The organism is Neobacillus phoenicis (genome assembly GCF_047302305.1).
GTDB lineage: Bacteria > Bacillota > Bacilli > Bacillales > Cytobacillaceae > Neobacillus.
Genome location: NZ_CP154847.1, coordinates 961,269 through 982,077 on the forward strand (window position 1 = coordinate 961,269; position 20,809 = coordinate 982,077).

The 20,809-nt window shown below is 40.5% G+C and carries 21 protein-coding genes and 1 pseudogene; 17 read left to right on the forward strand and 5 right to left on the reverse strand.

The window, feature by feature from the left end:
- Positions 1 to 323: 323 nt before the first annotated feature.
- Positions 324 to 1,841, forward strand: a complete 1,518-nt coding sequence (locus AA0X95_RS05080) for an MDR family MFS transporter (protein WP_413306096.1) — start codon at positions 324 to 326, stop codon at positions 1,839 to 1,841.
- Positions 1,842 to 1,945: 104 nt separating this feature from the next.
- Here AA0X95_RS05080 and AA0X95_RS05085 read toward each other — a convergent pair whose 3' ends face one another.
- Positions 1,946 to 2,644 (reverse strand): FadR/GntR family transcriptional regulator, encoded by a 699-nt coding sequence (locus tag AA0X95_RS05085; RefSeq protein ID WP_413306099.1) that lies wholly within the window; start codon positions 2,642 to 2,644, stop codon positions 1,946 to 1,948.
- Positions 2,645 to 3,007: 363 nt separating this feature from the next.
- On the opposite strand from AA0X95_RS05085, the gene AA0X95_RS05090 reads away from it, so the two are divergent.
- The 7 genes from AA0X95_RS05090 to AA0X95_RS05120 all read left to right on the forward strand — a co-directional run bounded on the left by AA0X95_RS05090 (position 3,008) and on the right by AA0X95_RS05120 (position 11,182).
- Positions 3,008 to 4,015 (forward strand): DctP family TRAP transporter solute-binding subunit, encoded by a 1,008-nt coding sequence (locus AA0X95_RS05090; protein WP_413306102.1) that lies wholly within the window; start codon positions 3,008 to 3,010, stop codon positions 4,013 to 4,015.
- 19 nt (positions 4,016 to 4,034) lie between these two features.
- A complete protein-coding gene (locus AA0X95_RS05095) occupies positions 4,035 to 4,613 on the forward strand; it encodes a TRAP transporter small permease (protein WP_413306104.1) in 579 nt (192 codons plus the stop codon).
- Between the two features lie 16 nt (positions 4,614 to 4,629).
- Complete coding sequence (locus AA0X95_RS05100; RefSeq protein WP_413306107.1) at positions 4,630 to 5,910, forward strand: TRAP transporter large permease; 1,281 nt, start codon at positions 4,630 to 4,632, stop codon at positions 5,908 to 5,910.
- Between the two features lie 109 nt (positions 5,911 to 6,019).
- On the forward strand, positions 6,020 to 7,003 hold the full coding sequence (locus AA0X95_RS05105) for a LacI family DNA-binding transcriptional regulator (protein WP_413306110.1): 984 nt from the start codon (positions 6,020 to 6,022) through the stop codon (positions 7,001 to 7,003).
- 212 nt (positions 7,004 to 7,215) lie between these two features.
- Positions 7,216 to 8,667, forward strand: coding sequence for a sucrose-specific PTS transporter subunit IIBC (locus AA0X95_RS05110; protein ID WP_413306113.1), 1,452 nt, complete (start codon positions 7,216 to 7,218; stop codon positions 8,665 to 8,667).
- Between the two features lie 54 nt (positions 8,668 to 8,721).
- Entirely contained in the window at positions 8,722 to 10,215 is a 1,494-nt protein-coding gene (locus AA0X95_RS05115) for a glycoside hydrolase family 32 protein (protein ID WP_413306116.1), read from the forward strand.
- A gap of 4 nt (positions 10,216 to 10,219) precedes the next feature.
- Complete coding sequence (locus AA0X95_RS05120) at positions 10,220 to 11,182, forward strand: PfkB family carbohydrate kinase (RefSeq protein WP_413306119.1); 963 nt, start codon at positions 10,220 to 10,222, stop codon at positions 11,180 to 11,182.
- Positions 11,183 to 11,242: 60 nt separating this feature from the next.
- Here the strand turns inward: AA0X95_RS05120 and AA0X95_RS05125 are convergent.
- A pseudogene (locus tag AA0X95_RS05125) lies at positions 11,243 to 12,122 on the reverse strand (diguanylate cyclase domain-containing protein).
- Positions 12,123 to 12,889: 767 nt separating this feature from the next.
- Here AA0X95_RS05125 and AA0X95_RS05130 point away from each other — a divergent pair.
- The 3 genes from AA0X95_RS05130 (at position 12,890) to AA0X95_RS05140 (ending at position 14,535) form a co-directional block, all read left to right on the forward strand.
- The gene (locus AA0X95_RS05130; protein WP_413306122.1) at positions 12,890 to 13,183 is read left to right on the forward strand and encodes an RNA polymerase alpha subunit C-terminal domain-containing protein; all 294 of its coding nucleotides are present in this window, start codon (positions 12,890 to 12,892) and stop codon (positions 13,181 to 13,183) included.
- A 45-nt stretch (positions 13,184 to 13,228) separates the two neighbouring features.
- Positions 13,229 to 13,606, forward strand: coding sequence for a hotdog domain-containing protein (locus tag AA0X95_RS05135; RefSeq protein WP_413306124.1), 378 nt, complete (start codon positions 13,229 to 13,231; stop codon positions 13,604 to 13,606).
- Positions 13,607 to 13,770: 164 nt separating this feature from the next.
- Positions 13,771 to 14,535, forward strand: coding sequence for a class I SAM-dependent methyltransferase (locus tag AA0X95_RS05140; RefSeq protein WP_413306126.1), 765 nt, complete (start codon positions 13,771 to 13,773; stop codon positions 14,533 to 14,535).
- 30 nt (positions 14,536 to 14,565) lie between these two features.
- Here AA0X95_RS05140 and AA0X95_RS05145 read toward each other — a convergent pair whose 3' ends face one another.
- Entirely contained in the window at positions 14,566 to 15,585 is a 1,020-nt protein-coding gene (locus tag AA0X95_RS05145) for a DUF3231 family protein (protein WP_413306129.1), read from the reverse strand.
- Positions 15,586 to 15,798: 213 nt separating this feature from the next.
- Between AA0X95_RS05145 and AA0X95_RS05150 the strand changes: the two genes are divergently transcribed.
- The 6 genes from AA0X95_RS05150 (at position 15,799) to AA0X95_RS05175 (ending at position 19,750) form a co-directional block, all read left to right on the forward strand.
- Positions 15,799 to 16,626: an MBL fold metallo-hydrolase gene (locus tag AA0X95_RS05150; protein WP_413306132.1), complete on the forward strand. Its 828-nt coding sequence runs from the start codon at positions 15,799 to 15,801 to the stop codon at positions 16,624 to 16,626.
- Between the two features lie 46 nt (positions 16,627 to 16,672).
- Positions 16,673 to 17,482: a putative protein N(5)-glutamine methyltransferase gene (locus AA0X95_RS05155; RefSeq protein ID WP_413309856.1), complete on the forward strand. Its 810-nt coding sequence runs from the start codon at positions 16,673 to 16,675 to the stop codon at positions 17,480 to 17,482.
- Positions 17,483 to 17,559: 77 nt separating this feature from the next.
- Positions 17,560 to 18,000 (forward strand): cell wall hydrolase, encoded by a 441-nt coding sequence (locus AA0X95_RS05160; RefSeq protein WP_413306134.1) that lies wholly within the window; start codon positions 17,560 to 17,562, stop codon positions 17,998 to 18,000.
- 355 nt (positions 18,001 to 18,355) lie between these two features.
- Complete coding sequence (locus AA0X95_RS05165; protein ID WP_413309858.1) at positions 18,356 to 18,424, forward strand: hypothetical protein; 69 nt, start codon at positions 18,356 to 18,358, stop codon at positions 18,422 to 18,424.
- Positions 18,402 to 18,884, forward strand: coding sequence for a hypothetical protein (locus tag AA0X95_RS05170; protein ID WP_413306137.1), 483 nt, complete (start codon positions 18,402 to 18,404; stop codon positions 18,882 to 18,884). The genes AA0X95_RS05165 and AA0X95_RS05170 overlap by 23 nt, the downstream gene beginning before the upstream one ends.
- A gap of 95 nt (positions 18,885 to 18,979) precedes the next feature.
- Positions 18,980 to 19,750 carry a TerC family protein gene (locus tag AA0X95_RS05175; RefSeq protein WP_413306139.1) on the forward strand — a complete coding sequence of 257 codons (771 nt, stop codon included), beginning with the start codon at positions 18,980 to 18,982 and terminating at the stop codon, positions 19,748 to 19,750.
- 93 nt (positions 19,751 to 19,843) lie between these two features.
- Here the strand turns inward: AA0X95_RS05175 and AA0X95_RS05180 are convergent, their stop codons facing one another.
- Positions 19,844 to 20,002 (reverse strand): hypothetical protein, encoded by a 159-nt coding sequence (locus tag AA0X95_RS05180; RefSeq protein ID WP_413306142.1) that lies wholly within the window; start codon positions 20,000 to 20,002, stop codon positions 19,844 to 19,846.
- Positions 20,003 to 20,480: 478 nt separating this feature from the next.
- On the reverse strand, positions 20,481 to 20,669 hold the full coding sequence (locus AA0X95_RS05185; RefSeq protein WP_413306144.1) for a hypothetical protein: 189 nt from the start codon (positions 20,667 to 20,669) through the stop codon (positions 20,481 to 20,483).
- Between the last annotated feature and the right edge of the window lie 140 nt (positions 20,670 to 20,809).

A 20,809-nucleotide genomic window follows, 5' to 3' on the forward strand; every position in this document is an offset into this window, starting at 1 on the left:
CACTTTCTCACTACAAATAAATTGAATATTCTTATTAAACTATTCTTCTCCGTTAGGTCAATAAGAAACAATCCGGCTGGTTTACCGCTAGATCTAAAACTCTTGCCCCTGTTAGTTTTAGCGCATTTCTTCAATGAGGTTAAAAAGTTAAAACAGGTCATTTTATTAATAAAAAATATGTGGTAGAATGAAGCGAATGTTTGTTCTGTTTTTTGGTTAGAATAGAAACATGGACATAACGAAGGTACAGGATGGGTAACAAGGTATGACACGAAACTGAAATACAAAGCCAGGCAGATGGATCGATCCAGGATGCTAAGGGAATGGTTTATAGCAACGAAAGGGGAAAGAATTTGACTACACAAAACAGAACCTCTCAAAACTCTCAAAATGGAGGGGCATTTGGGAGCTTAAGTAATTTATTATTGGTCATTATCATGATTCTTGGTGTGTTTGTAGCTATTTTAAATGAAACACTGCTTAATGTAGCTTTATCCAAAATTATGAATGATATCGGAATCACACCTAGTACGGCGCAGTGGCTGTCAACGGGATACCTGCTGGTAATCGGAGTGCTGATTCCTGTTACTGCTTATTTGATTCAACGGTATACAACTAGAACCTTGTTCCTTGCGGCTATGGGTTTATTTACGGTGGGAACATTTATTGCTGCCGTTGCACCGGGGTTTACCATGCTTTTAATTGGGAGGATGCTTCAAGCTTCGGGTACCGGACTGCTCTTTCCTTTGCTAACTAATGTGGTTTTCTCCATTGTACCGATTGAAAAAAGGGGTTCAGCAATGGGGACGATTGGGATTGTCATCACATTTGCTCCCGCGATTGGTCCCACTCTTTCCGGAATTATTGTCGAGCATTACAGTTGGCGGGTTCTCTTTTACGGTGTCCTGCCAATTGCATTATTTGTCATCGTCTTTGCGTATCTGAAACTCAAAAATGTAACGGAAACGACGAATCCAAAGATTGATCCGATCTCGCTTCTGCTTTCCACTTTAGGATTTGGGGGCATTGTATACGGATTCAGTAGCTCCGGTGAAGGACATGGGGGATGGTTGAGCAATGAAGTCCTTCTTCCGATTGCCATTGGTGTTATTGCCTTGGTGCTTTTTACTTGGAGGCAATTGACGATTTCACAGCCGTTGCTCGATTTAAGAACCTTTAAATACTCTATTTTTAGGCTGTCGACGCTGATTATGATTATTGTCATGATGGCAATGTTTTCTGCGATGATGCTGCTCCCGATATTTCTGCAGAATGGGTTAGGATACAGTCCGTTAGAGGCCGGTTTGGTCATGCTTCCAGGCGGTATTGTCATGGGGATTATGTCGCCAATCACCGGCCGACTATTTGATAAATTCGGCGCGAAGTGGCTTGCGGTTATTGGTTTAGGATTGATTGCGAATACCTTGTGGCAATTTGCGTCTATTACATTATCAACTTCCTACAGCACAATCATGATTTTCAATACATTTTTGATGTTAGGTATTTCGATGGTGATGATGCCGGTTATGACTAACGCATTAAATGAACTGCCGCCTCCGTTATATCCGCACGGTACAGCGATCATCAGCACGCTTCAGCAGGTGGCGGGCGCTGTCGGAACGGCATTGCTTGTGTCCGTTATGACCAATAGCTCGAATCATTTTATGGAAAATACGGTGATGAAAGATGATTCCACCTTACCTATTTTAGCGATGATTGCTGGGATGAAAAGCGCGTTCTTACTGGCATTCGGATTAGTTGCCAACGCATTGATCGCTTCATTATTACTAAAACGGTCCGCAACTCAAGAAGTAACTATGGAGCAGCCCTCTCCGAATTGATCATTTTTAAATGGATTTGTTTTTGGGTGTATTTTTGGAAAAAGACTTGAGAAATGCTGTGTGAATGGCCACACAGCATTTCTAGTGTTATCTATTATTCTTCCTTATGCTTCCGTTACCGCATTCTCCGTAATCGAACGCTCCACGCTTTCTAGATGCTCCTTCATACATTGCTGTGCTAATTCTGAATTTTTCTGTTTGATGGCTTGTAAAATTCTCGTGTGTTCCTGAACGGATTGTAAGGCACGGCCAGGAATTTGCATGGTTTTACTTCGTGACTCAGACAATAAATCAATTAGATAATTCATAATCCCGGTTAAAACAGTATTCTTTGAGTTATTGGCTATTGTTATATGAAATTTATGGTCCAATTCAGCTAATCTCGTATAATCTATTTTTCCTTTGACGATTTCATTTGCTTCATTCACAATTTGTTCTAACTCGTTAAATTGGTCGTTATTCGAGTTTTCAATTGCCCACTTGACTGTCCATTCTTCAAGGATTTTGCGGACAGAGAAGAAGTCCTTGATCTGTTCAGTTGAGACAAAAAGTGCTTCCGTCACCTTTTGAATTTGATGTTCGGGTGAGGCAACAAATACGCCCGTTCCATGCTTCACTTGTAGGTACCCATAGGCTTCGAGAATTTTATAGGCTTCCCTCACCGTATTTCTGCTTACGGAAAGTTCGATCCCCATCTCTCTTTCTCCTGGAATTCGTTCCCCGACTTGGTATTCTCCAGCTTGAATCTTTCTCTTAATACTGTCTGCTACCTGTTCAGAAATTCCTTTTCTATTAAATTCCACGTTATCACTGCTCCCTCCGTTAAAATCGAAGCGCACATTATGTTTTTAATAATCTAGTACCTTTATACTAGTTGCTCTTAATTTTATTTAAGCACTCTGTAAATCACTTGTAAATGGTTTCTATCAATTTTTGGGTTTTATTGGTTAGGTGACCCAACCAGTACCAGTGTATTTTCATTAAACCATTTTTACTGTTACTAAGCAATAAATATTTTTTATAGGAAAAATAATATTTGATTTTTTAGAAAATTGAAATATAATTAATTTAGTGGTTGGGTGACTGAACCATAATGTGAAAGGAGGAGTACATAGATTCTTTTTAAAAAAATGAAAGGGCTTACAAATTGGTAGGGAGGTTAGGAAATGAAAAAAGCTTCTGTCTTCGTTCTCATAGTGTTAACCTGTTTATTCATGATTACCGGCTGTTCCAGTACCAGTACGGCAACAAGTAAAGGCACAGATGCAGAGTATGTTTTAAGGCTCGGACATTTGCAGACAGAAACTCATCCTTATCATAAGGGGGCTTTAAAGTTTAAAGAACTCGTGGAAAAAGAATCAAAGGGGAGAATTCGAATTGATATTTTTCCTAGTAGCCAGTTAGGAAACGGAAGGGATCAGATTGAGGGAGCCCAAATCGGATCGATTCACTTTCACATCGGTTCCGTTGCTCCCGTGACTAACTTTGCCCCGAAGTTTAATGTACTCAATCTACCTTATTTATTTGAAAGCCGTGAGCATGCATTTAGGGTTCTTGATGGTGAAATCGGTGAGGAACTTGGAGCTGATTTGGCCAATCGGGGTTTAATGAATCTAGGGTTTATGGAAAACGGCTGGAGACATATGACCAATAATGTCAAGCCGATTAAAACGGCTAAAGATGCAGCAAGTATGAAAATCAGGGTCCAGGAATCGCCACCCTATATTTCATTTGTGAAGGCGCTGAAATCGACGCCTGTTCCGGTACCGTTTGGGGAACTTTATACAGCGCTGGAGCAGCATGTTGTAGATGGCCAGGAAAACCCGCTGGCGCAGATTTACTTGAACAAATTTAATGAAGTGCAAAAGTATCTGACGTTAACCGCTCATAATTATGATGCTGCTGTTTTTATTATGAGTAAAACAACTTATGACACTCTACCAAAGGATTTGCAAAAAGTGATCACTAAAGCGTCCAAGGAAGCGATTCAATATGAAAGAAAGGTAGCTTTAGAGGATGAGGCAAAACTGCTTGAGGACCTCAGAAAGACGGATATGCAAATAGAGGAAAACCCTGATTTAGACTCCTTTAGAGAAGCGGTTAAACCAGTATACAAAGAGTTCGAAGACTCCATTGGAAAAGATCTGCTGGATAAAATAGAAAGCTTAAAATAATCATGTGGAGGTGCATTCAATGAAAGGGTTTATGACGGAACTGAGTCAAAAGGTGAATAAAGCCAGCAAATTTCTCTTAATCGTTTTTTTCGTGGTTGCTTTCGTGGCTGCTGTCTATCAAGTATTTTCCCGATTCGTTTTACAAAGTTCCATCGTGCAAAAGATGCTTCCAATGGTTGACTTTTCCGTATTTAATTTAAGCTGGGCAGAAGAGCTCATCCGTTATATGTTTGTTTGGATTGTCTTTTTAGGAATCGGAATTGTCTATAAGAGCAAGGAACATGCACAAGTGGAAATTTTACTTCATTATTTGCCTGAAAAGTTGAAAGGTAAGCTACAAGTCCTCATTGAAGTCATCAACTCTGCTGTCTTTCTATTTTTGATTGTATATGGCTGGAGCATCTTAAAATTTACCAGTCAACAAATATCCCCTTCTATGGGACTGAATATGACCCTGATTTACGGCTCCGTCCTCGTCTGTTCGCTCATCTGTCTTCTTCATTCTATTGTTTCCATACTTGATATTGCAGTTGGAAAAGAGAAGAAGGCTGAGATTGTTCAGGTAGAAGTAACAAGTGAGAATCCCCATATTGGATAAAGAAGGAGGAAGATGAATGACAGTAGCGGTTGTCGTCCTGGTTGTACTGTTTTTACTAATGTTTCTGGGTGTTCCAATTGCCATTTCTTTAATTTTAGCATCCATTTCCGGCTTTTTGTCTAGCATCTACTATGTTCCATTAGAAGTCGTTCCTCAAAGATTATTAACCTCTGTAGATTCTTTTCCACTTCTAGCCATTCCCTTTTTTATGCTGACGGGTGAATTTATGATGTCTGGCAGTATGGGACAACGGATTGCAGGATTTGCTTTTGCATCGGTCGGCTGGTTGCGTGCTGGATTAGCACAGGTTTCGACGTTAACAAGTATGTTCTTCGCTGGAATTTCTGGTTCAGGTGCAGCTGATACGGCGGCTGTCGGTAAAATGATGATCCCGATGATGGAGAAAAAAGGGTATGATAAAGGATTTGCCGCTGCAACGGTAGCGAGTGCAGGAACCATCGCCGTTGTTATTCCGCCATCGATTCCGATGATTGTATACGGTGTAACGGCTGGCGTTTCGATTGGGGATTTGTTTACGGCCGGGATTGTCCCTGGGATCTTAATTGGTTTGTCGATTATGATGCTAAACTATTGGCTGACCAAAAAGAATAACTATTCTGATGAGAACATGAAGTTTGAGTTCTCTTCTTTTAAAAAGACCTTTTTTGAAGGAATATTGGCTTTGATTCTTCCTTTAATTATTATCTTTGGAATCCGGGGAGGAATTTTTACGCCAACGGAGGCTGGTGCGATCGCTGCCGCCTATGCGTTTATTATCAATAAATTTGTCTATAAGGATATGGATTGGAAGGATATTCCGGAGGCATTTATTAAGGCCGGAAAAATGACAGGGATGGTTGTCTTTATTATTGCGGCTGCGAATCTATTTGGCTGGCTGCTAACCGCTGAACAAATCCCGAAGCTGCTTGTTAACTTAGTGACGGGCTTTGCTGATAATCGTTATCTAGTCTTGCTTATGTTTACGGTCATCTTCTTTATCGCAGGCTGCTTCTTGAACGCATCTGCTGCTATCACGATCTTAACACCACTATTGCTACCGATTGCTCTAGCAGCAGGCATTGATCCAGTCTTCTTTGGACTCATTATGGTCGTCAACTTGTCCATCGGGCTCATCACACCGCCAGTAGGATTAGATCTCTTTGTCGTAAAAGGGATCGCCGACATTTCCTACGACAAGCTGGTGCGATCGATTGTACCATTCATTGTCGTCATGGTCGTTGACTTACTAATCATCACCTTCTTCCCGGCACTATCTATGTTTTGGGTGACCATGTAGGAAGTACAAATTTGGGGACAGTCCCCCGCCGCTTTACAGCGGTGGGGGACTGTCCCCGTTTTGTGATACTATAGGTATATGAATTTGAAATGTAACGAGGTTGAGGAACATGAGTACAATTTTGGATATTGCCAAGCTTGCAGGTGTGGCGAAGAGTACGGTGTCTCGGTATTTGAATGGCGGTTCTGTTGGGGAAGCGACCAAAAAGAAAATTGAACAGGCAATAAAGGAGACTGGGTATACTCCGAATCCATTTGCGCAAAGCTTGAAAGCGAAGAAAACTAATATTATTGGCACGATTGTCCCCAGGCTGGATTCCTATGCTTCTTCGCAGACGTTAATTGGCATCGATGAACAATTAAAGCAACTGAATTATCAAATGCTAATCTCCAATACCAGTCAAAGTCTGGAGCGAGAGATTGAAAGCATTTATAGCTTCGCCAATCAAAAAATGGCGGGGATTATTTTGCTTGCGACCGAAATCACGGATCAGCATATCAAGGCCTTTGAAACGGTTAACGTTCCTGCCCTGTTAATTGGACAAGAGCATGAGGGCTTTTATAGTCTGATCCATGATGATTTAAACGCTGGGTATGAGATGGGAAGGTATGTCCTTGAAAAAGGATACCGGAAAATTGCTTACCTAGGCGTAACCGAACGGGATATTGCTGTTGGGGTGAAGCGAAAGCAGGGATTTACAAAGGCGATTCAAGAAGTAGCAGATTGCGAGGTTCGATTCTATGAGACCTTGTTCAAGATTCCCGCTGCGCAAGCGAGTGCAACGGAAATCATCCGTGAATTCCAGCCCTCTATCATTGTTTGTGCGACCGATAATATTGCCCTTGGGGTTCTGAAGGCAGCGTATGCTGAGGGGCTGAAAATTCCCGAGGATTTAGCGGTAACGGGTTTTGGCGGCTATGATGTGACAGAAATCATCCATCCGAGCTTAACGACTGCGAAATTTTTTTACAAGGAAGCGGGGGAAGCGGCAGCAAGGCAAATGGTCGAGTTAGTCAATGAACGCCATGTGGAAAAAATAATCGTTTCTAAATTTGAAATTATTGAACGAGAAAGCGTTGACAATTTCTTTTAGCGTATCCTATAATAAAAACAACGAAACCGGTTCCAATCAAGAGAACCTTTTCACTTGGTCACAAGCGAATTCGGTTTCTCTTTTCATCTTTTATTTTTTTAACCTACTTTGGAACCGGTTCCAAAAAAAACAGAGAGTTGTTTCTATTTTTTTTGCTCTAAAACGGAACCGGTTCCCAAAACAAAATCCAAACACAAAAGAGAGGGATTAAGATGGATCATAAGAAAATTGCACGGGAAGTACTCGATGCCATTGGCGGTCAGGAAAATGTATCAGCTGCAGCGCATTGCGCCACACGTCTGCGTCTAGTTTTACACGATGAATCACTCGTTAATCAAGCAGGGTTGGATCAAATGGATGCCGTGAAAGGTACTTTTTCAACAGGAGGTCAGTTTCAAATTATCTTAGGTGCTGGGACGGTGAACGAGGTCTATAAGCACTTGGCGAAGATGACTGGTCAAACGGAAATGTCAACGAGTGATGTAAAAGACGCGGCTTCGAAGAAACTGAATCCCATTCAGCAATTCGTCAAAATGCTGTCAGACATTTTCGTTCCGATTATCCCAGCCATAGTTGCTGGCGGTTTACTCATGGGGATCAACAATATCTTAACCGCCCCAGACTTGTTTATTGAAGGAAAATCATTAGTGGATGCCAATCCGGAAATGGCGGATTTAGCGGCACTTATTAATACTTTTGCCAATGCAGCCTTTGTCTTTTTACCGATATTAATTGGTTTTTCAGCAACGAAGCGGTTTGGCGGGAACCCATTCCTTGGTGCGACACTTGGAATGCTGATGGTTCATCCGGACTTGTTAAATGGGTACGGATATGGTGCCGCGTTACTGAAACATGAAGTTCCGGTTTGGAATATTCTTGGCTTAGAAATTGAAAAGGTTGGCTATCAGGGAACCGTTCTTCCGGTTCTTGCGGCGTCATTTATTTTAGCAAAAATTGAAACCTACCTGCGGAAGGTTGTCCCATCTGCTTTAGACAATCTATTAACACCGTTATTCTCGATCTTTATTACCGGGATTTTAACGTTCACAGTTGTAGGACCGCTTACACGCTCAGCTGGTAATCTATTAACAGACGGAATCGTTTGGTTGTATGACACAACAGGTGTCATTGGCGGAATCATCTTTGGTCTGCTGTATGCACCAATTGTAATTACAGGTATGCATCATAGTTTCATAGCAGTAGAAACACAATTGCTTGCCGATGTGGCAAAAACGGGTGGATCTTTCATTTTCGTCATTGCGGCGATGTCAAACATTGCGCAAGGTGCTGCGACACTTGCCGTGCTTAAGACAACGAAAAATGCGAAAATCAAAGGAACGGCTTCTGCAGCGGGAATCTCTGCCTTGTTAGGAATTACAGAGCCTGCTATGTTTGGGGTGAACTTGAAATTACGCTATCCATTTATCGGGGCGATTACGGGTTCTGCTGTCGGGTCTGGTTTTGTGACGTTGTTCAAGGTGAAAGCGACGGCGTTAGGAGCAGCGGGTCTTCCAGGAATCATTTCGATTCGCCCAGATACGATTGTTTCTTATATTATCGGTATGGCTATCGCGTTTGTTGTTGCCTTTATCGTCACGCTTGTTTTAGCAAAAAGAGACGAAAAAAAAGCCGTGAAACAATTAACTGATCAAAGAGCAGCATAATAAAAAAAGAGGAGAATCCCGTGATTCTCCTTTCTGTATTAGGAGTGTATCAGCATGGAATGGACAAAAGAGCAACGATACAGAAGCATGGATGACGTGACAGAAGAGGAAATCCAAGGATTAGCGAAGCTCGTGAATCAATGCCCATGGCGGCAGGCTTTTCATATTCAGCCGGTGACAGGTTTGCTAAACGACCCGAATGGCTTTAGTTATTTTAACGGTGAATATCATTTATTCTACCAATGGTTTCCCCTCGGGCCGGTTCATGGATTGAAGCATTGGTATCACACAAAGTCTAAGGACCTGGTTCATTGGGAAGAAGTCGGAATGGGCATTGCGCCATCCAATGAGTTTGATAGTCATGGAGCCTATTCCGGAAGCGGAATTGAGCACGAGGGAAAATTGTATTTACTATACACAGGTAACACGCGCGATGACCAGTGGATCAGACACCCGTATCAATGTCTGGCGGTGATGAATCCGGATGGAAGTATCGTGAAAATGGATGCTCCGGTAATTGCAGATGTGCCAAGTGGATATACTAATCATTTTCGTGATCCAAAGGTTTGGAAACAGGGGGATTCCTTCTACGCAGTGATTGGTGCGCAGAGGGAAAATGTGACTGGAACTGTCGTTTTATACCGCTCTTGTGATTTGAAAAATTGGCAGTTTGCGGGCGAAGTGAAGACCGGCTTAGGTGAAGCTTTCGGTTATATGTGGGAATGTCCGGATTATTTTGAGCTGGATGGGCAAGGCGTGCTCCTTTTCTCTCCACAAGGGTTACAAGTGGAAGGCGACCACTATCAAAATATATATCAATCAGGGTATGTCATTGGAAGTCCTATAGATTTAGAGACTATCGAACTAAAGCATGGAGCTTTTCATGAGTTGGATCGCGGGTTTGATTTTTACGCACCGCAAACGACGGTAGATCCTGAGGGACGCCGGATTTTAGTCGGCTGGATGGGCTTGCCGGAGATTGACTATCCCACTGATAAAAATGGCTGGGCTCACTGTTTAACCCTTCCGCGGGAACTTTCGATTCGTGAAGGCAAGCTGATTCAGCGGCCAGTCTCTGAGATTGAATTGCTTCGCGGGAAAAAGGTACAAGAAAGCCGTACGCTAGACAATGAAAATGTTGGGTTTTCGGGCTTTAAAGGAGACGTGTATGAGCTTCTTGTGGAATTCTCTGAGAGCTCGGCTGAGGAGTTTGGTTTGGAGCTCCGGGTCGGAGAAGAAGAGAAAACCGTGATTAAGTATGATGCGGTGGCGAAAAAGGTTGTGTTTGATCGGACGCAATCCGGGGAAGCCTTTGCTGAGGAGTTTGGTACCGTTCGAAAATGTGCGTTGGATGGTGATCCGGAAAAGATTTGGTTCCGAATTTTTGTGGATGTTTCCTCTGTTGAAGTGTTTGTAAATGACGGCGAGGAAGTGTTTACGGCGAGGATTTTCCCTGGGAAAAATAGCAACGGAATCCGAATGTTTGCACGCGGTGGCCAAACGAAGGTAACTGCGGTTAAATGGGAGATCAAAGAGGGACAGAGGTGACAGAATGGGAAAACTTTTTTCGATTGGTGAAGTGTTAATCGATTTTATTCCTCTTCAAAAAGGAGCGGCCTTAAAGGATGTGGGTGCGTTTGAGAGAGCGCCAGGGGGTGCACCGGCCAATGTGGCTGCGGCCGTTGCCAAATATGGGCAGAAAGCAGCGATGATTTCAAAAGTAGGGAACGATGCGTTTGGCGACTTTTTAGTCGAGAAGCTTTTCGAGGCTGGTGTGGAGACGGAAAAAATATACCGGACGGGGGAAGCTAATACGGCCTTGGCGTTTGTCTCATTAAAAGAAAACGGCGAACGTGATTTCTCGTTTTACCGGAATCCTTCTGCTGATTTGCTGTTGAGCGAGGAAGAAATCGAGCCGGATTGGTTTCAAGCGGGAGATATTCTCCACTTTTGCTCGGTTGATTTAGTGGAAAGCCCGATGAAACAGGCGCATACTAAAGCGATCGTGGCGGTTTCAGCTACGGGTGGCTTGGTCAGCTTTGACCCCAATGTGCGCCTTCCGCTTTGGGTAAATCCAGAGGACTGTCGCAAGGCGATTCTCGAATTTTTACCGGCAGCTGATATCGTCAAGGTGTCGGATGAAGAGCTTTCGTTTATTACGGGAATACAAGAGGAGTCGGATGCGATCCAATCGTTATTCGTTGGAAACGTGAAGGCTGTCGTCTACACAAAGGGCGCGGCTGGAGCGGATTTGTACTTAAAAGATGAAAAGTTTGCATCGAGCGGATACACGGTGGAACCGGTGGATACAACCGGAGCAGGTGACGCCTTCATTGGTGGATTTTTATACCAACTGCTAGAGTTGCAAGCAAACCCGGACAACTTGGAAGAAGTACTTAGAGGAAATGCAGCCGATATCCTCCGATTTGGGAACGCAAGCGGCGCCATCACCACAACAGGAAAAGGAGCGATCTCCGCGCTGCCGAGCAAAGAAGAGGTGGAGAGCCTAATATAAAATATAAATTTTTTGGGGACAGTCCCCCGGCGCTTTAACGCAACGGGGGACTGTCCTTTTTTATTGAGCTACTGTGTTTCTTCCACTATTTTTCGCCTGATATAAGGCGTGATCGGCTGATTTTAGTAAATCTGTTGGATTTCTTTCAGGGTTGGGTATGACGGATGCCACGCCAAAGCTCATGGTTACCCACCCGTTTAGCTTGGACCTTTCATGTGGGATGTTTAATTGCTCGATTTCTACTCGGATTTTATCAGCAATGAAACGAGCTTCATTTAAAATAATCGACATCGAACAAAATGATTGAAAGAGAGGTTTGGTTAGTAGATAGAGACTGCCAATAATAATCCAGCATTTTATCAAAATATCTTCGATTGAATAAGGAGGTTAATCCATCCACATTTGATAGGTATTCCAACTTCTTCTCCAGCTCCTTGCTTTTTGTAATGTCATTTCGAATGACGATATATTGAAAGGGCTTATTATGTTTGTCTAAGAACGGAACAATGGTAGTAAACGTCCAATTGTATGTACCTCTTTTTGTCTTATTTCGAATTTCTCCACTCCACACTTTTCCTTGAGTGACAGTATTCCAAAGGTCTCTAAAAAACTCTTTGGAATGATAGCTGCTATTTAAAACTCGCATGTTTTTTCCTTTGAGTTCTTCAAAGGAGTATTCGGAAAGGCGGCAGAATTTCTCATTCGCATATAAGATATTGGCCGATTTATCGACGATTTGAACAAGGTTGGACTCGTCTAAGGCAAATTTTAAGTCCTGAAGATCTTTAAGGGTATCCAGATAATTTTTCTCCAATTCATTCCGCTGCTTACTATTAGGAAAAAATTTATCTAGAAATTTGTTTTTAATATAAAGTGTAATAAATAACGCTACCACTGTAATAAGAGAAGTATCCATTACCTCATGATAAAAGCTCATCATTGTACCCCTTCACATGCTCATGAATGATTTAATTGGTATGAAAGACCTAATTACTATTTTAAAAGTAAAGACATTGAATATGTATTGTCCATTTTATGACATTTTTATCGGAAAGTATTATATTAATCTTTCCTTAAGAATTGCTTAACAGTGGGAGTAGTTGTGTGATTGGCGAGTAAATGGGAAAAATGACGAGTAAAGTTGTGAAGTTGACGAGTAAATCATGAATTTAGACGAGTAAATTATCTAAAATGACGAGTAAACAATCTGGTGCCTGTCCCTTTTAATTAGGTAATTTTCGACACTCTTTTTGGTGGTTTAACAGGAGAAATGCTTACTATATTTATGTTTAGCCCTTTATTAATTAATCGTTTGATTAGGATCGAAAATGGGGAAGGAGATCGAATAATGTCATTTCCCAAGAAATTTAACTTATTTTGGAGAGTTGTAGGGGGAGTTTGAAAGATTAAGCGACAATATTTTTGGCTCTGTTCCGGGAGGAAAGCGGTAATATAGCGGTTTCTAGCGTTTTTAATTAATCGTTTGAATAGTATAGCACATAGGGAATGTTTACGAATTTTGACTAGTATGTGTAGAGAATAAAGGATAAGCTAGTTTGAATAAATGGTAAAACGTAATAATTTAAAGAAGGAAATGTAAATCCAAAGTTGAATCCTAAATAAGGTTAGGGTTCAACCATGGTTTCTCCAGTTCTCCAGTAATGGAAGGAATAAGTAGCAAATGTCAAAGTTAAGGAGACATCTTATATGACCAATCCGAATAAGAATCAAAAGGTTTGCAGCAAAGGCCATACCTATTATAAGAGTAGCGATTGTCCAACCTGTCCGATTTGTGAGAAGGGGCGCAAACCTGAAAGTGGGTTTCTTGCATTGCTATCAGCACCGGCAAGACGAGCCTTGGAAAACAATGAGGTGACTACTTTAGAGAAGCTATCCACCTATAGTGAAAAGGAAATTTTGCAGTTTCATGGGATGGGTCCAGCTTCGTTGCCTAAACTTAGGGCGGCTTTGAAGAAAAGTGGCTTATCCTTTAAAGACTAATTTGGGGTTGTTATTTATCACTATATCTTCATGGGGGAGATTGTTATGGCATTAAAAGTAGGAGATATCATTATCTTTGTGCGGACGTTTACGGTAAGGGATGTGGAGTTATTTACAGAGGTATCAGGTGATGAGGGGATTCATCATATTACTCCAGATGAACAGGGAAGGCTTGTCGTGCAAGGGTTGTTGACGGCAACTTTACCGACAAAAGTAGGTGGCGATCATAACGTACTAGCCCGCAATATGAATTTTGAGTTTTTGAGGCCTGTGTTTACGGGCGATACCATCATTTGTGAAGTGACAATAGAAAAATATGAAAGGCAAGAGAATAACAGAACGGCTATTATGGCGTCTTTCTTATGTAAAAATCAGAATGAAAAAGAGGTTTTAAAAGGGGATTTTTCAGGGGTAATCCTTTAAATTCTGGCTCGGAATTTTTTTTTTAAAAAAGACCATAAGGATGCTTCTCAGGGTGTAACTACCAACAACATGAAATGGGGACTGTCCCTTTATTAGAGGAGCAGGATTTTCCTATAATAATTCGAAAAATAAAGAGTCAAAGTTTTAATGGAGGACAAGAAAAGATGAATAAACAGAGTGCTCAAAATAAAAAAGCGTGGGAGCATAGAGCGTATGAATTTTGGACCAAAAGATTTGGGACACCAAAAAACTTGGCCAAGCAGATTTTAGGTAACCCGGAAGCACATTTAAAAAAACATAAAATCTATTTTGATAACATAGAAGGAAAAAAGATTGCGAATCTTTGTGGTTCAAATGGAAGAAAGGCTGTTCCGTTATCCCTTTTAGGTGCAGATGTTACTGTATTTGATATTTCAGAGGAAAATAAAAAATACGCCCTTGAATTAGCAGCGTATGCAGATGCGATTATCGATTATATTGTCACTGATGTTTATGATATAGACATATCCAAGTATAGAAATCACTTTGATATTCTATTTTTAGAAGGCGGAATCCTGCACTATTTTAATGATTTAGACCAATTGATGAGGCTCCTTCTTTCGCTACTCAAAGAAGGAGGAATAATGATTCTAAGTGATTTTCATCCTTTTGGAAAATGTATTGTTAAAAGTCCTGAACTTCTATTCCAATATCAAATAAAACTTAATTATTTTGATAAAGAATTGCATACTGGTGATATTGCATATAAAAATTTCTTTGATGAAAAGGAACAACAGGATTTTCCGGAAGTTTCTGTTAGGGCGTATACCCTAAGCGAAATTATTAACTCTGTCATCTTATCTGGCTTTACATTGAAAAAATTTGATGAACATCGTGGTTGGAACAATGAAAATATTCCTTGGGAGTTTACGATTGTTGCCGTTAAATAAGATACTCTTTGGGGACAGTCCCCATTTTCACTATGATTTCTTGGCCAAGGATTTTCTATCAATGGTTTCGGGTTGTTTTTCCAACCAGCCGTGTTTCACGAGGATGGTGTAACAGAAGGTGCCGGCCTCCATGGCATGAGTGAATACTTTGTAGTAGTTTAACATGATATCCGACCGTAAGCTGGAACCCAATGCTGCCCCATAATAGGAAAGAGCTGCATTAACTAAGAACGCTGCGTGAAACATCATCAATTTGTCCGAAAATGGACTGATCGTTGAATCTGTAATCTCTACATCCCATTTCTCGGGTATGGGTAGATGATCTTGTAGTAAGATCGCGTCAAAGCTGTCCGCATCTTTCCCCGCTAATTTTACGTTTTTTATCATAAAATTTCGAACGTCTTCCGATTTTGCGACCTGACTAAAAGCAATACTTAACGACCTAATAAAGCCAGTTTTCTTTGAATTAAAGAAAAGGGTACTGATTTCGGAACTAATTAGTGGTCTTTTGTCCCCGATTAAATTATCTATGATTCCTGTTGATTCAAAAAACTCAGGTCCATGAGGCGATGGAATGGAGGGAACGCTAGAAAATTTCGGTTGATCTTTGGCCAGTTGCTGGATTTTTTGGAACAACTCATTCGTCTGTCTCGTACATTCGAAAAAGTAATTTTGAAGGTCTTGTCGCTCTAGTGTTGTAATCGCTAAGCTATACGCAGGTAATCCGTGTAGGCTCATTATATAAGAGTAAAAAAGGATAAATTGATCAGAAAACAGACGCGGGGCATTCAGATTGACGTCCGCCTCTGTGAACCCAATGGGGACCTGGAAACGAGCAGCTTTCAGGAATTCCTTGATTTTCGTGATGTGGGTCTCAGATAATTGTAAGGATATTTTTACAATTTCCTTTATGTCTTTATTTTCAACAATTGTAAGAAAATATTTGTACATACAGATGGCCATGCTGTCGCCCATATATTGAAGCCAAAGAGCAGATACCTCAGCGACCGTTAAGGATTCAGTCTTCGGTTTTTTATTAAAAATCCCCAAAAGGAAAACCCCCAATTTATGCACCATTTCTTTTATTTCCTATTGTGTGATTATTTTATGGTATTGGGTAAGAAGTATACATATAGAGTTTGGGGACTGTCCCTATTTCAAGAAGGCATTTGCTAACGAGTGTACTTCTACTTTTGTGACTGTTATAATTTGAATATTATGAATATATTTTTATAACTTTGTAATAGGTTGGGAGAAGAGTTCATGTTCATGAAGAAGAATTTTGAGCAAAAGACCGTGAATGGGGTGCAGATGGGGAATGGAACCCTATCATTCCAAAGTGTGAAATTAAATGTTCATTGCTTTTTCATTGATGGTGTTTTAATTGATACTGGAGCAAAGTCACTGGAAAGGTTTTTCAAGGCGTTCTTTAAGCAGCATGAAATTGATCAAGTAGTGATCACCCACTTTCATGAAGATCATACAGGCTGTGCCTCATTTTTGCAGAAAGAACTTCAGCTTCCGCTTTTCATGGATGACCTCATGCTTGAATCCTGCATGAAGAAGGCAGATTATCCACTATATCGTCAACTGTTTTGGGGAAGGCGTAGGCCCTTTCGCGCTGAACCAATTGGTGAAACATTTCGTTCACCACATGCCACATGGCAGGTAATCAAAACACCAGGGCATTCCATTGATCATCTTGCATTTTTAAATACAGATACAGGTCAGCTTTTTACTGGAGACCTCTATTGTCAGGAAAAGACAAAGGTTGTTCTTCGAGAAGAAAATGTCCCTGTAATTATCGAATCATTAAAAAAAGTATTAACCTATGAGTTTGATGATGTGTTTTGCAATCATGCAGGATATCTGAGCAATGGGCGTACAGCTCTTAAGAGAAAGCTGGAATATTTATTGGATCTGCAAGGAACTATTTTAAAACTTTATGATGAAGGAAAGAAACTCGACGAGATTAATCATACATTGTTTCCAAAAAAATACCCGATTATGTCTTTTTCCTCAGGAGAATGGGACTCCGTCCATATTGTCCATTCTGTTATTAAACAAAAAGATCATACACTTATATCCTAATGTCTTTAAAAATTATTGATAAATTAAAAGGAAAAGGGTGATAGGAATAAAATTTTTAGTTGACCACCATACGGTAACATCGATCATCAACAAGCTTCGGAGTGCGGGATGTGTTTTTGCAGAAGAAGAGGCTCGGTTACTTGTTACAGAGGGACAATCTTTAGATGGCCTCTTACAAAAGGTCGACATGCGAGTCGAGGGGATACCACTTGAATACGTAATTGGATGGGCACCGTTCTGTGGTCTTCGGATAGTAGTGGAGCGAGGCGTTTTTGTTCCTCGGAAACGTACAGAATTTCTTGTTCGCCAGGCGGAAGACCTAGGGTGTTCTGGTGATATCGTCGTTGACCTCTGTTGTGGTTCAGGGGCAATCGGTGCTGCTTTAGCAGCTGCTATGGGAGACATAATGTTGTATGGTTCTGACATCGACCTGATCGCCATTCGATGTGCCAGAAAAAACGTAACCCCATTCGGAGGTCATATTTTCGAAGGTGACTTGTATAAGGCTTTGCCACGATGGATGAAAGGACGTATCAATATACTGGTTGCTAACGTACCTTATGTTCCCACGAAAGCAATAGAGCTGCTTCCCGTGGAGGCCCGTCTTTATGAACCGCATTTGGCATTGGACGGAGGAGAGGATGGCCTTAACATTTTAAGAAGAGTGGTAAAAGAAGCCCCTGATTGGCTCGCTCCGGGAGGACACCTACTGATCGAGACCAGCGAAATGCAGGCACCACGAACTTTTGAGATTTTTGCCCATTCTGGATTGGCCACTAAAGTAGTTAGAGACGCAGAACGGGACGCTACGGTTGTTATTGGAACCAATAGTGGGGACAGTCCCCCAGCGCTTTAAAGCGGCGGGGGACTGTCCCATAAATACAATGTCATGATTGTAGGCTTTTTTTCATATTATATTTTGGAGGTGAAAAAATGCCTAGAGTAAGTTACCGAAGTTCAGACGTTGATTTAATGGCAAGGATGATGAGAGCAGAGGCCGAAGGTGAAGGAAAACAAGGAATGTTATATGTTGGAAATGTAATTGTGAATCGCCTGGTTGCAAATTGTTTAGACTTTAAAGGTTTAAGAACAGTAAACCAAGTTATTTATCAAGTACAAGGTGGAAATTTTTCCTTTGAAGCCGTTCAAAAAGGGAATGTATTTTATCAAAGATCAAGAACTTCTGAAAGAAGATTAGCCAAACAGAATTTGGATTATTGGAGACAACACCCAGGGAAATATGCGCTTTGGTACTTTAATCCACATGCACCATGCCCTCCAACCTGGTACGGTCAACCTCATTCTGGTCAATTTAAAGAACACTGTTTTTATGAACCAAAAGCTGGAACATGTGATAGTGTTTATAGCGGTTAAGCTTACTCTTTGAGTAAGCTTTTTTACATATTTAAAATATTTACAGAAAAAAATTTAATATCCAAGAATGCAAGATTGTGAACTATTGTATCTAAGATAGCGGGTGCTTGTGTTGAAGATCGAGCTGTCATTTTGGCGGCTATTTTTATTAAGCTAACATGCAGTTTAGCATTATAAGAAGTTGAAACATTTCTTAGGGTAAAACGTATTAAAGATATGTGACTTGGAGGTGGAAGTGTATGTATGAATATAAGTTTGTAGAAACTTCTCTTGGAGGATTTTTTTCTTCTCCAAAACATAGAGAAACCATTATGCTTATGCATCAGAGGGTTGGAAATTAGTACAGGTCTTGCCATTGGAATATAATGGACACGGGAAACCTATGTCATATGAGATCATATTTGAAAGGCTTATTCAAGACTAGTTTTATCATTATAGGAAGTGAAAAAATGTTCTTTTATTATTTAATGCTCATACTTGGAGCTTTGTTTGTAATAGGCGCAGTAATTGCCTTTATTGTTATGTATAGTGATAGAGACTATTCATTTTTAAATGTAAGTAAAAGCCTTGGAAGCTTATTAGTTGGTGTTTTACTTTTAGCGGTTACGCTCCCAAGCCTGAAATATGTTGTGCTAAAGGAATACGATGTCGTCAGTGGGAAATGTGTTATCGAAATAGATTCATCAGGTCGTTCTTCTGAAGCGGACTTTGAAATGCCCGATACAGATGAAATATTTAGCTTCAGAGATATTCCTGAACTTGATGCCTATGGAAAGGCAATCCCTTATTATTGTGAGGTGACAGTTACAAAAGACCATATGTTTGAAATTAGTTATAAAATATATGATGTCAAAACACGAAAGTTAATCTTAACAAGTAAATAGCCTATAATCAGTAGGTTTACCTGTAGCCCAATGGGGAATTCTATTGTTAACAAAATTTTTGCATGACATTTTTGTTTTTGAAAGGTGAGAAGTGGATGGATTCACTATGGCTTGAATATGCATGGACCTTGTTAATTCTAATCGGATTAGAAGGATTGTTATCGGCTGACAACGCTCTTGTACTAGCTGTGATAGCCAAACATTTACCCGCAGATCAGAAAAAAAGAGCTATAAATTATGGAATCGTTATGGCATTTGGTTTCCGATTTGCTGCACTTTTTCTCATTTCTTTTATTGCAAACGTCTGGCAAATCCAGGCGATAGGAGCAGCTTATCTTCTATACCTAGGATTAAAGCATGTCATTAAGGCGCAGTTCGGAAAAGAAAATGAGAATATTCATAAGGACGATGAAAAGGAATCAGTAGGTAAAGGTTTTTGGCCCACAGTAGGGAAGATTGCATTAGCTGACCTCGCTTTTGCAATTGATTCGATTCTAGCTGCGGTTGCTCTGGCCCTTGGACTTACAGATTCACCGCTTGGCAATTTCGGGGGTATGGATGGAGGACAGTTCATTGTTGTTCTTCTTGGAGGGATTGCTGGCCTTGTCTTGATTAAGTTTGCAGCAACCTGGTTTGTGCAACTTCTAGAAAAACGCCCAGCTTTGGAAACAACAGCATATGCCATTGTAGCCTGGGTTGGTGTCAAACTTGCAGTAATTACCCTTGCCCATGAGGATATTGGTGTCTTAGATCATCATTTCCCCCACGGTACCACTTGGACACTAATATTTTATGGAGTATTGCTTGCTATCGCTCTAATTGGTTGGTTTGCACCAAGTAAAAGCCATATTAAAGCTAAATCCTAAAACATTAACGGTGCGATGCTTCAATTAACGAAGGATCGCTTTTTCTGATACAAGAAAACTTGTTTTTAAAAAAAACCACTACAGAGTGGTTTTTTAATCGCGCATGGCTCCTGCCTCTCGGGAGGTAATTGCCCCTTGTCCTTGGCTTACATCTTTTTGTATTTCTCCTTTTACCTTTTGTGCATCCGTTCCGGCAAATGCCGGTTGCATAATTGAACCCACATTCTCTTTAGGTTGTTGATTTTGTTGCATACAATCCCTCCTTACGTGATTGTTTTACTATCTTACTATTTACAAAAAACACTCGGGATATCCCATGGGCGTGGCGGCTCCTATGTGCTGAAAGAAAGAAATTAGAGGTAAAATGACTTTCATTTGAGAACTTGTCCTATGTAACCATTTAGACCGCCTCATTGACGGTCTATTTTTATAGGTGAAAAAATACTTGTAACTTTTTCTTAGGATCAAACGATTTATATTTGTAAATCAGAATAAGGGGGAACGATTTGTTTGATCATGAAAAATTGGAGGGAAAGATTGAAAATGTCTATAGTTCCTATTATTTGGAAGTGTATAGATTCCTTGTATGTAGGAATAAATGAATTTTCTATAAAAGAGACGTCTGAAATCATTCAATGTAGTGATTGAACGCAAAAAAACCGCCAATGACTTGGAGGTTACCGAGTTTTTCCTTATTTACATGCAAACACGAAGTATTCTAATGCTTTATTCATCTTGTTATGTAATTAACTATAAAAAAAGAGCTGATACAGCCAACACCTATAAGAAAAGAAATAAACGGCAAATCACGGTCAGATGCCTTTTTAAAAATTACGACCGCTAAAACAAACGAAAAAACGGTACCAATAAGTAAAACTCTATTTACCCACATAAGTAAAATACTATCTAACCACTGCAAAAAAATGTCTCCTTTTATTGTTTAGGATAAGTTATGGCTTACTAACAACATTATAAAAGACATTTTTAAAGCCCTGATGAAATTTATGTAAACATTTCTTATAATTTAGGCCTATTACAGGAGTTATTTTTAAGGACTTC

Excerpts from the sequence above, each read along its gene's own strand:
- AA0X95_RS05080 (WP_413306096.1), top strand. The coding sequence starts at position 324 with ATGGTTTATAGCAACGAAAGGGGAAAGAATTTGACTACACAAAACAGA.
- AA0X95_RS05090 (WP_413306102.1), top strand. The coding sequence starts at position 3,008 with ATGAAAAAAGCTTCTGTCTTCGTTCTCATAGTGTTAACCTGTTTATTC.
- AA0X95_RS05095 (WP_413306104.1), top strand. The coding sequence starts at position 4,035 with ATGAAAGGGTTTATGACGGAACTGAGTCAAAAGGTGAATAAAGCCAGC.
- AA0X95_RS05100 (WP_413306107.1), top strand. The coding sequence starts at position 4,630 with ATGACAGTAGCGGTTGTCGTCCTGGTTGTACTGTTTTTACTAATGTTT.
- AA0X95_RS05105 (WP_413306110.1), top strand. The coding sequence starts at position 6,020 with ATGAGTACAATTTTGGATATTGCCAAGCTTGCAGGTGTGGCGAAGAGT.
- AA0X95_RS05110 (WP_413306113.1), top strand. The coding sequence starts at position 7,216 with ATGGATCATAAGAAAATTGCACGGGAAGTACTCGATGCCATTGGCGGT.
- AA0X95_RS05115 (WP_413306116.1), top strand. The coding sequence starts at position 8,722 with ATGGAATGGACAAAAGAGCAACGATACAGAAGCATGGATGACGTGACA.
- AA0X95_RS05120 (WP_413306119.1), top strand. The coding sequence starts at position 10,220 with ATGGGAAAACTTTTTTCGATTGGTGAAGTGTTAATCGATTTTATTCCT.
- AA0X95_RS05130 (WP_413306122.1), top strand. The coding sequence starts at position 12,890 with ATGACCAATCCGAATAAGAATCAAAAGGTTTGCAGCAAAGGCCATACC.
- AA0X95_RS05135 (WP_413306124.1), top strand. The coding sequence starts at position 13,229 with ATGGCATTAAAAGTAGGAGATATCATTATCTTTGTGCGGACGTTTACG.
- AA0X95_RS05140 (WP_413306126.1), top strand. The coding sequence starts at position 13,771 with ATGAATAAACAGAGTGCTCAAAATAAAAAAGCGTGGGAGCATAGAGCG.
- AA0X95_RS05150 (WP_413306132.1), top strand. The coding sequence starts at position 15,799 with ATGTTCATGAAGAAGAATTTTGAGCAAAAGACCGTGAATGGGGTGCAG.
- AA0X95_RS05160 (WP_413306134.1), top strand. The coding sequence starts at position 17,560 with ATGCCTAGAGTAAGTTACCGAAGTTCAGACGTTGATTTAATGGCAAGG.
- AA0X95_RS05175 (WP_413306139.1), top strand. The coding sequence starts at position 18,980 with ATGGATTCACTATGGCTTGAATATGCATGGACCTTGTTAATTCTAATC.
- AA0X95_RS05180 (WP_413306142.1), bottom strand. The coding sequence starts at position 20,002 with ATGCAACAAAATCAACAACCTAAAGAGAATGTGGGTTCAATTATGCAA.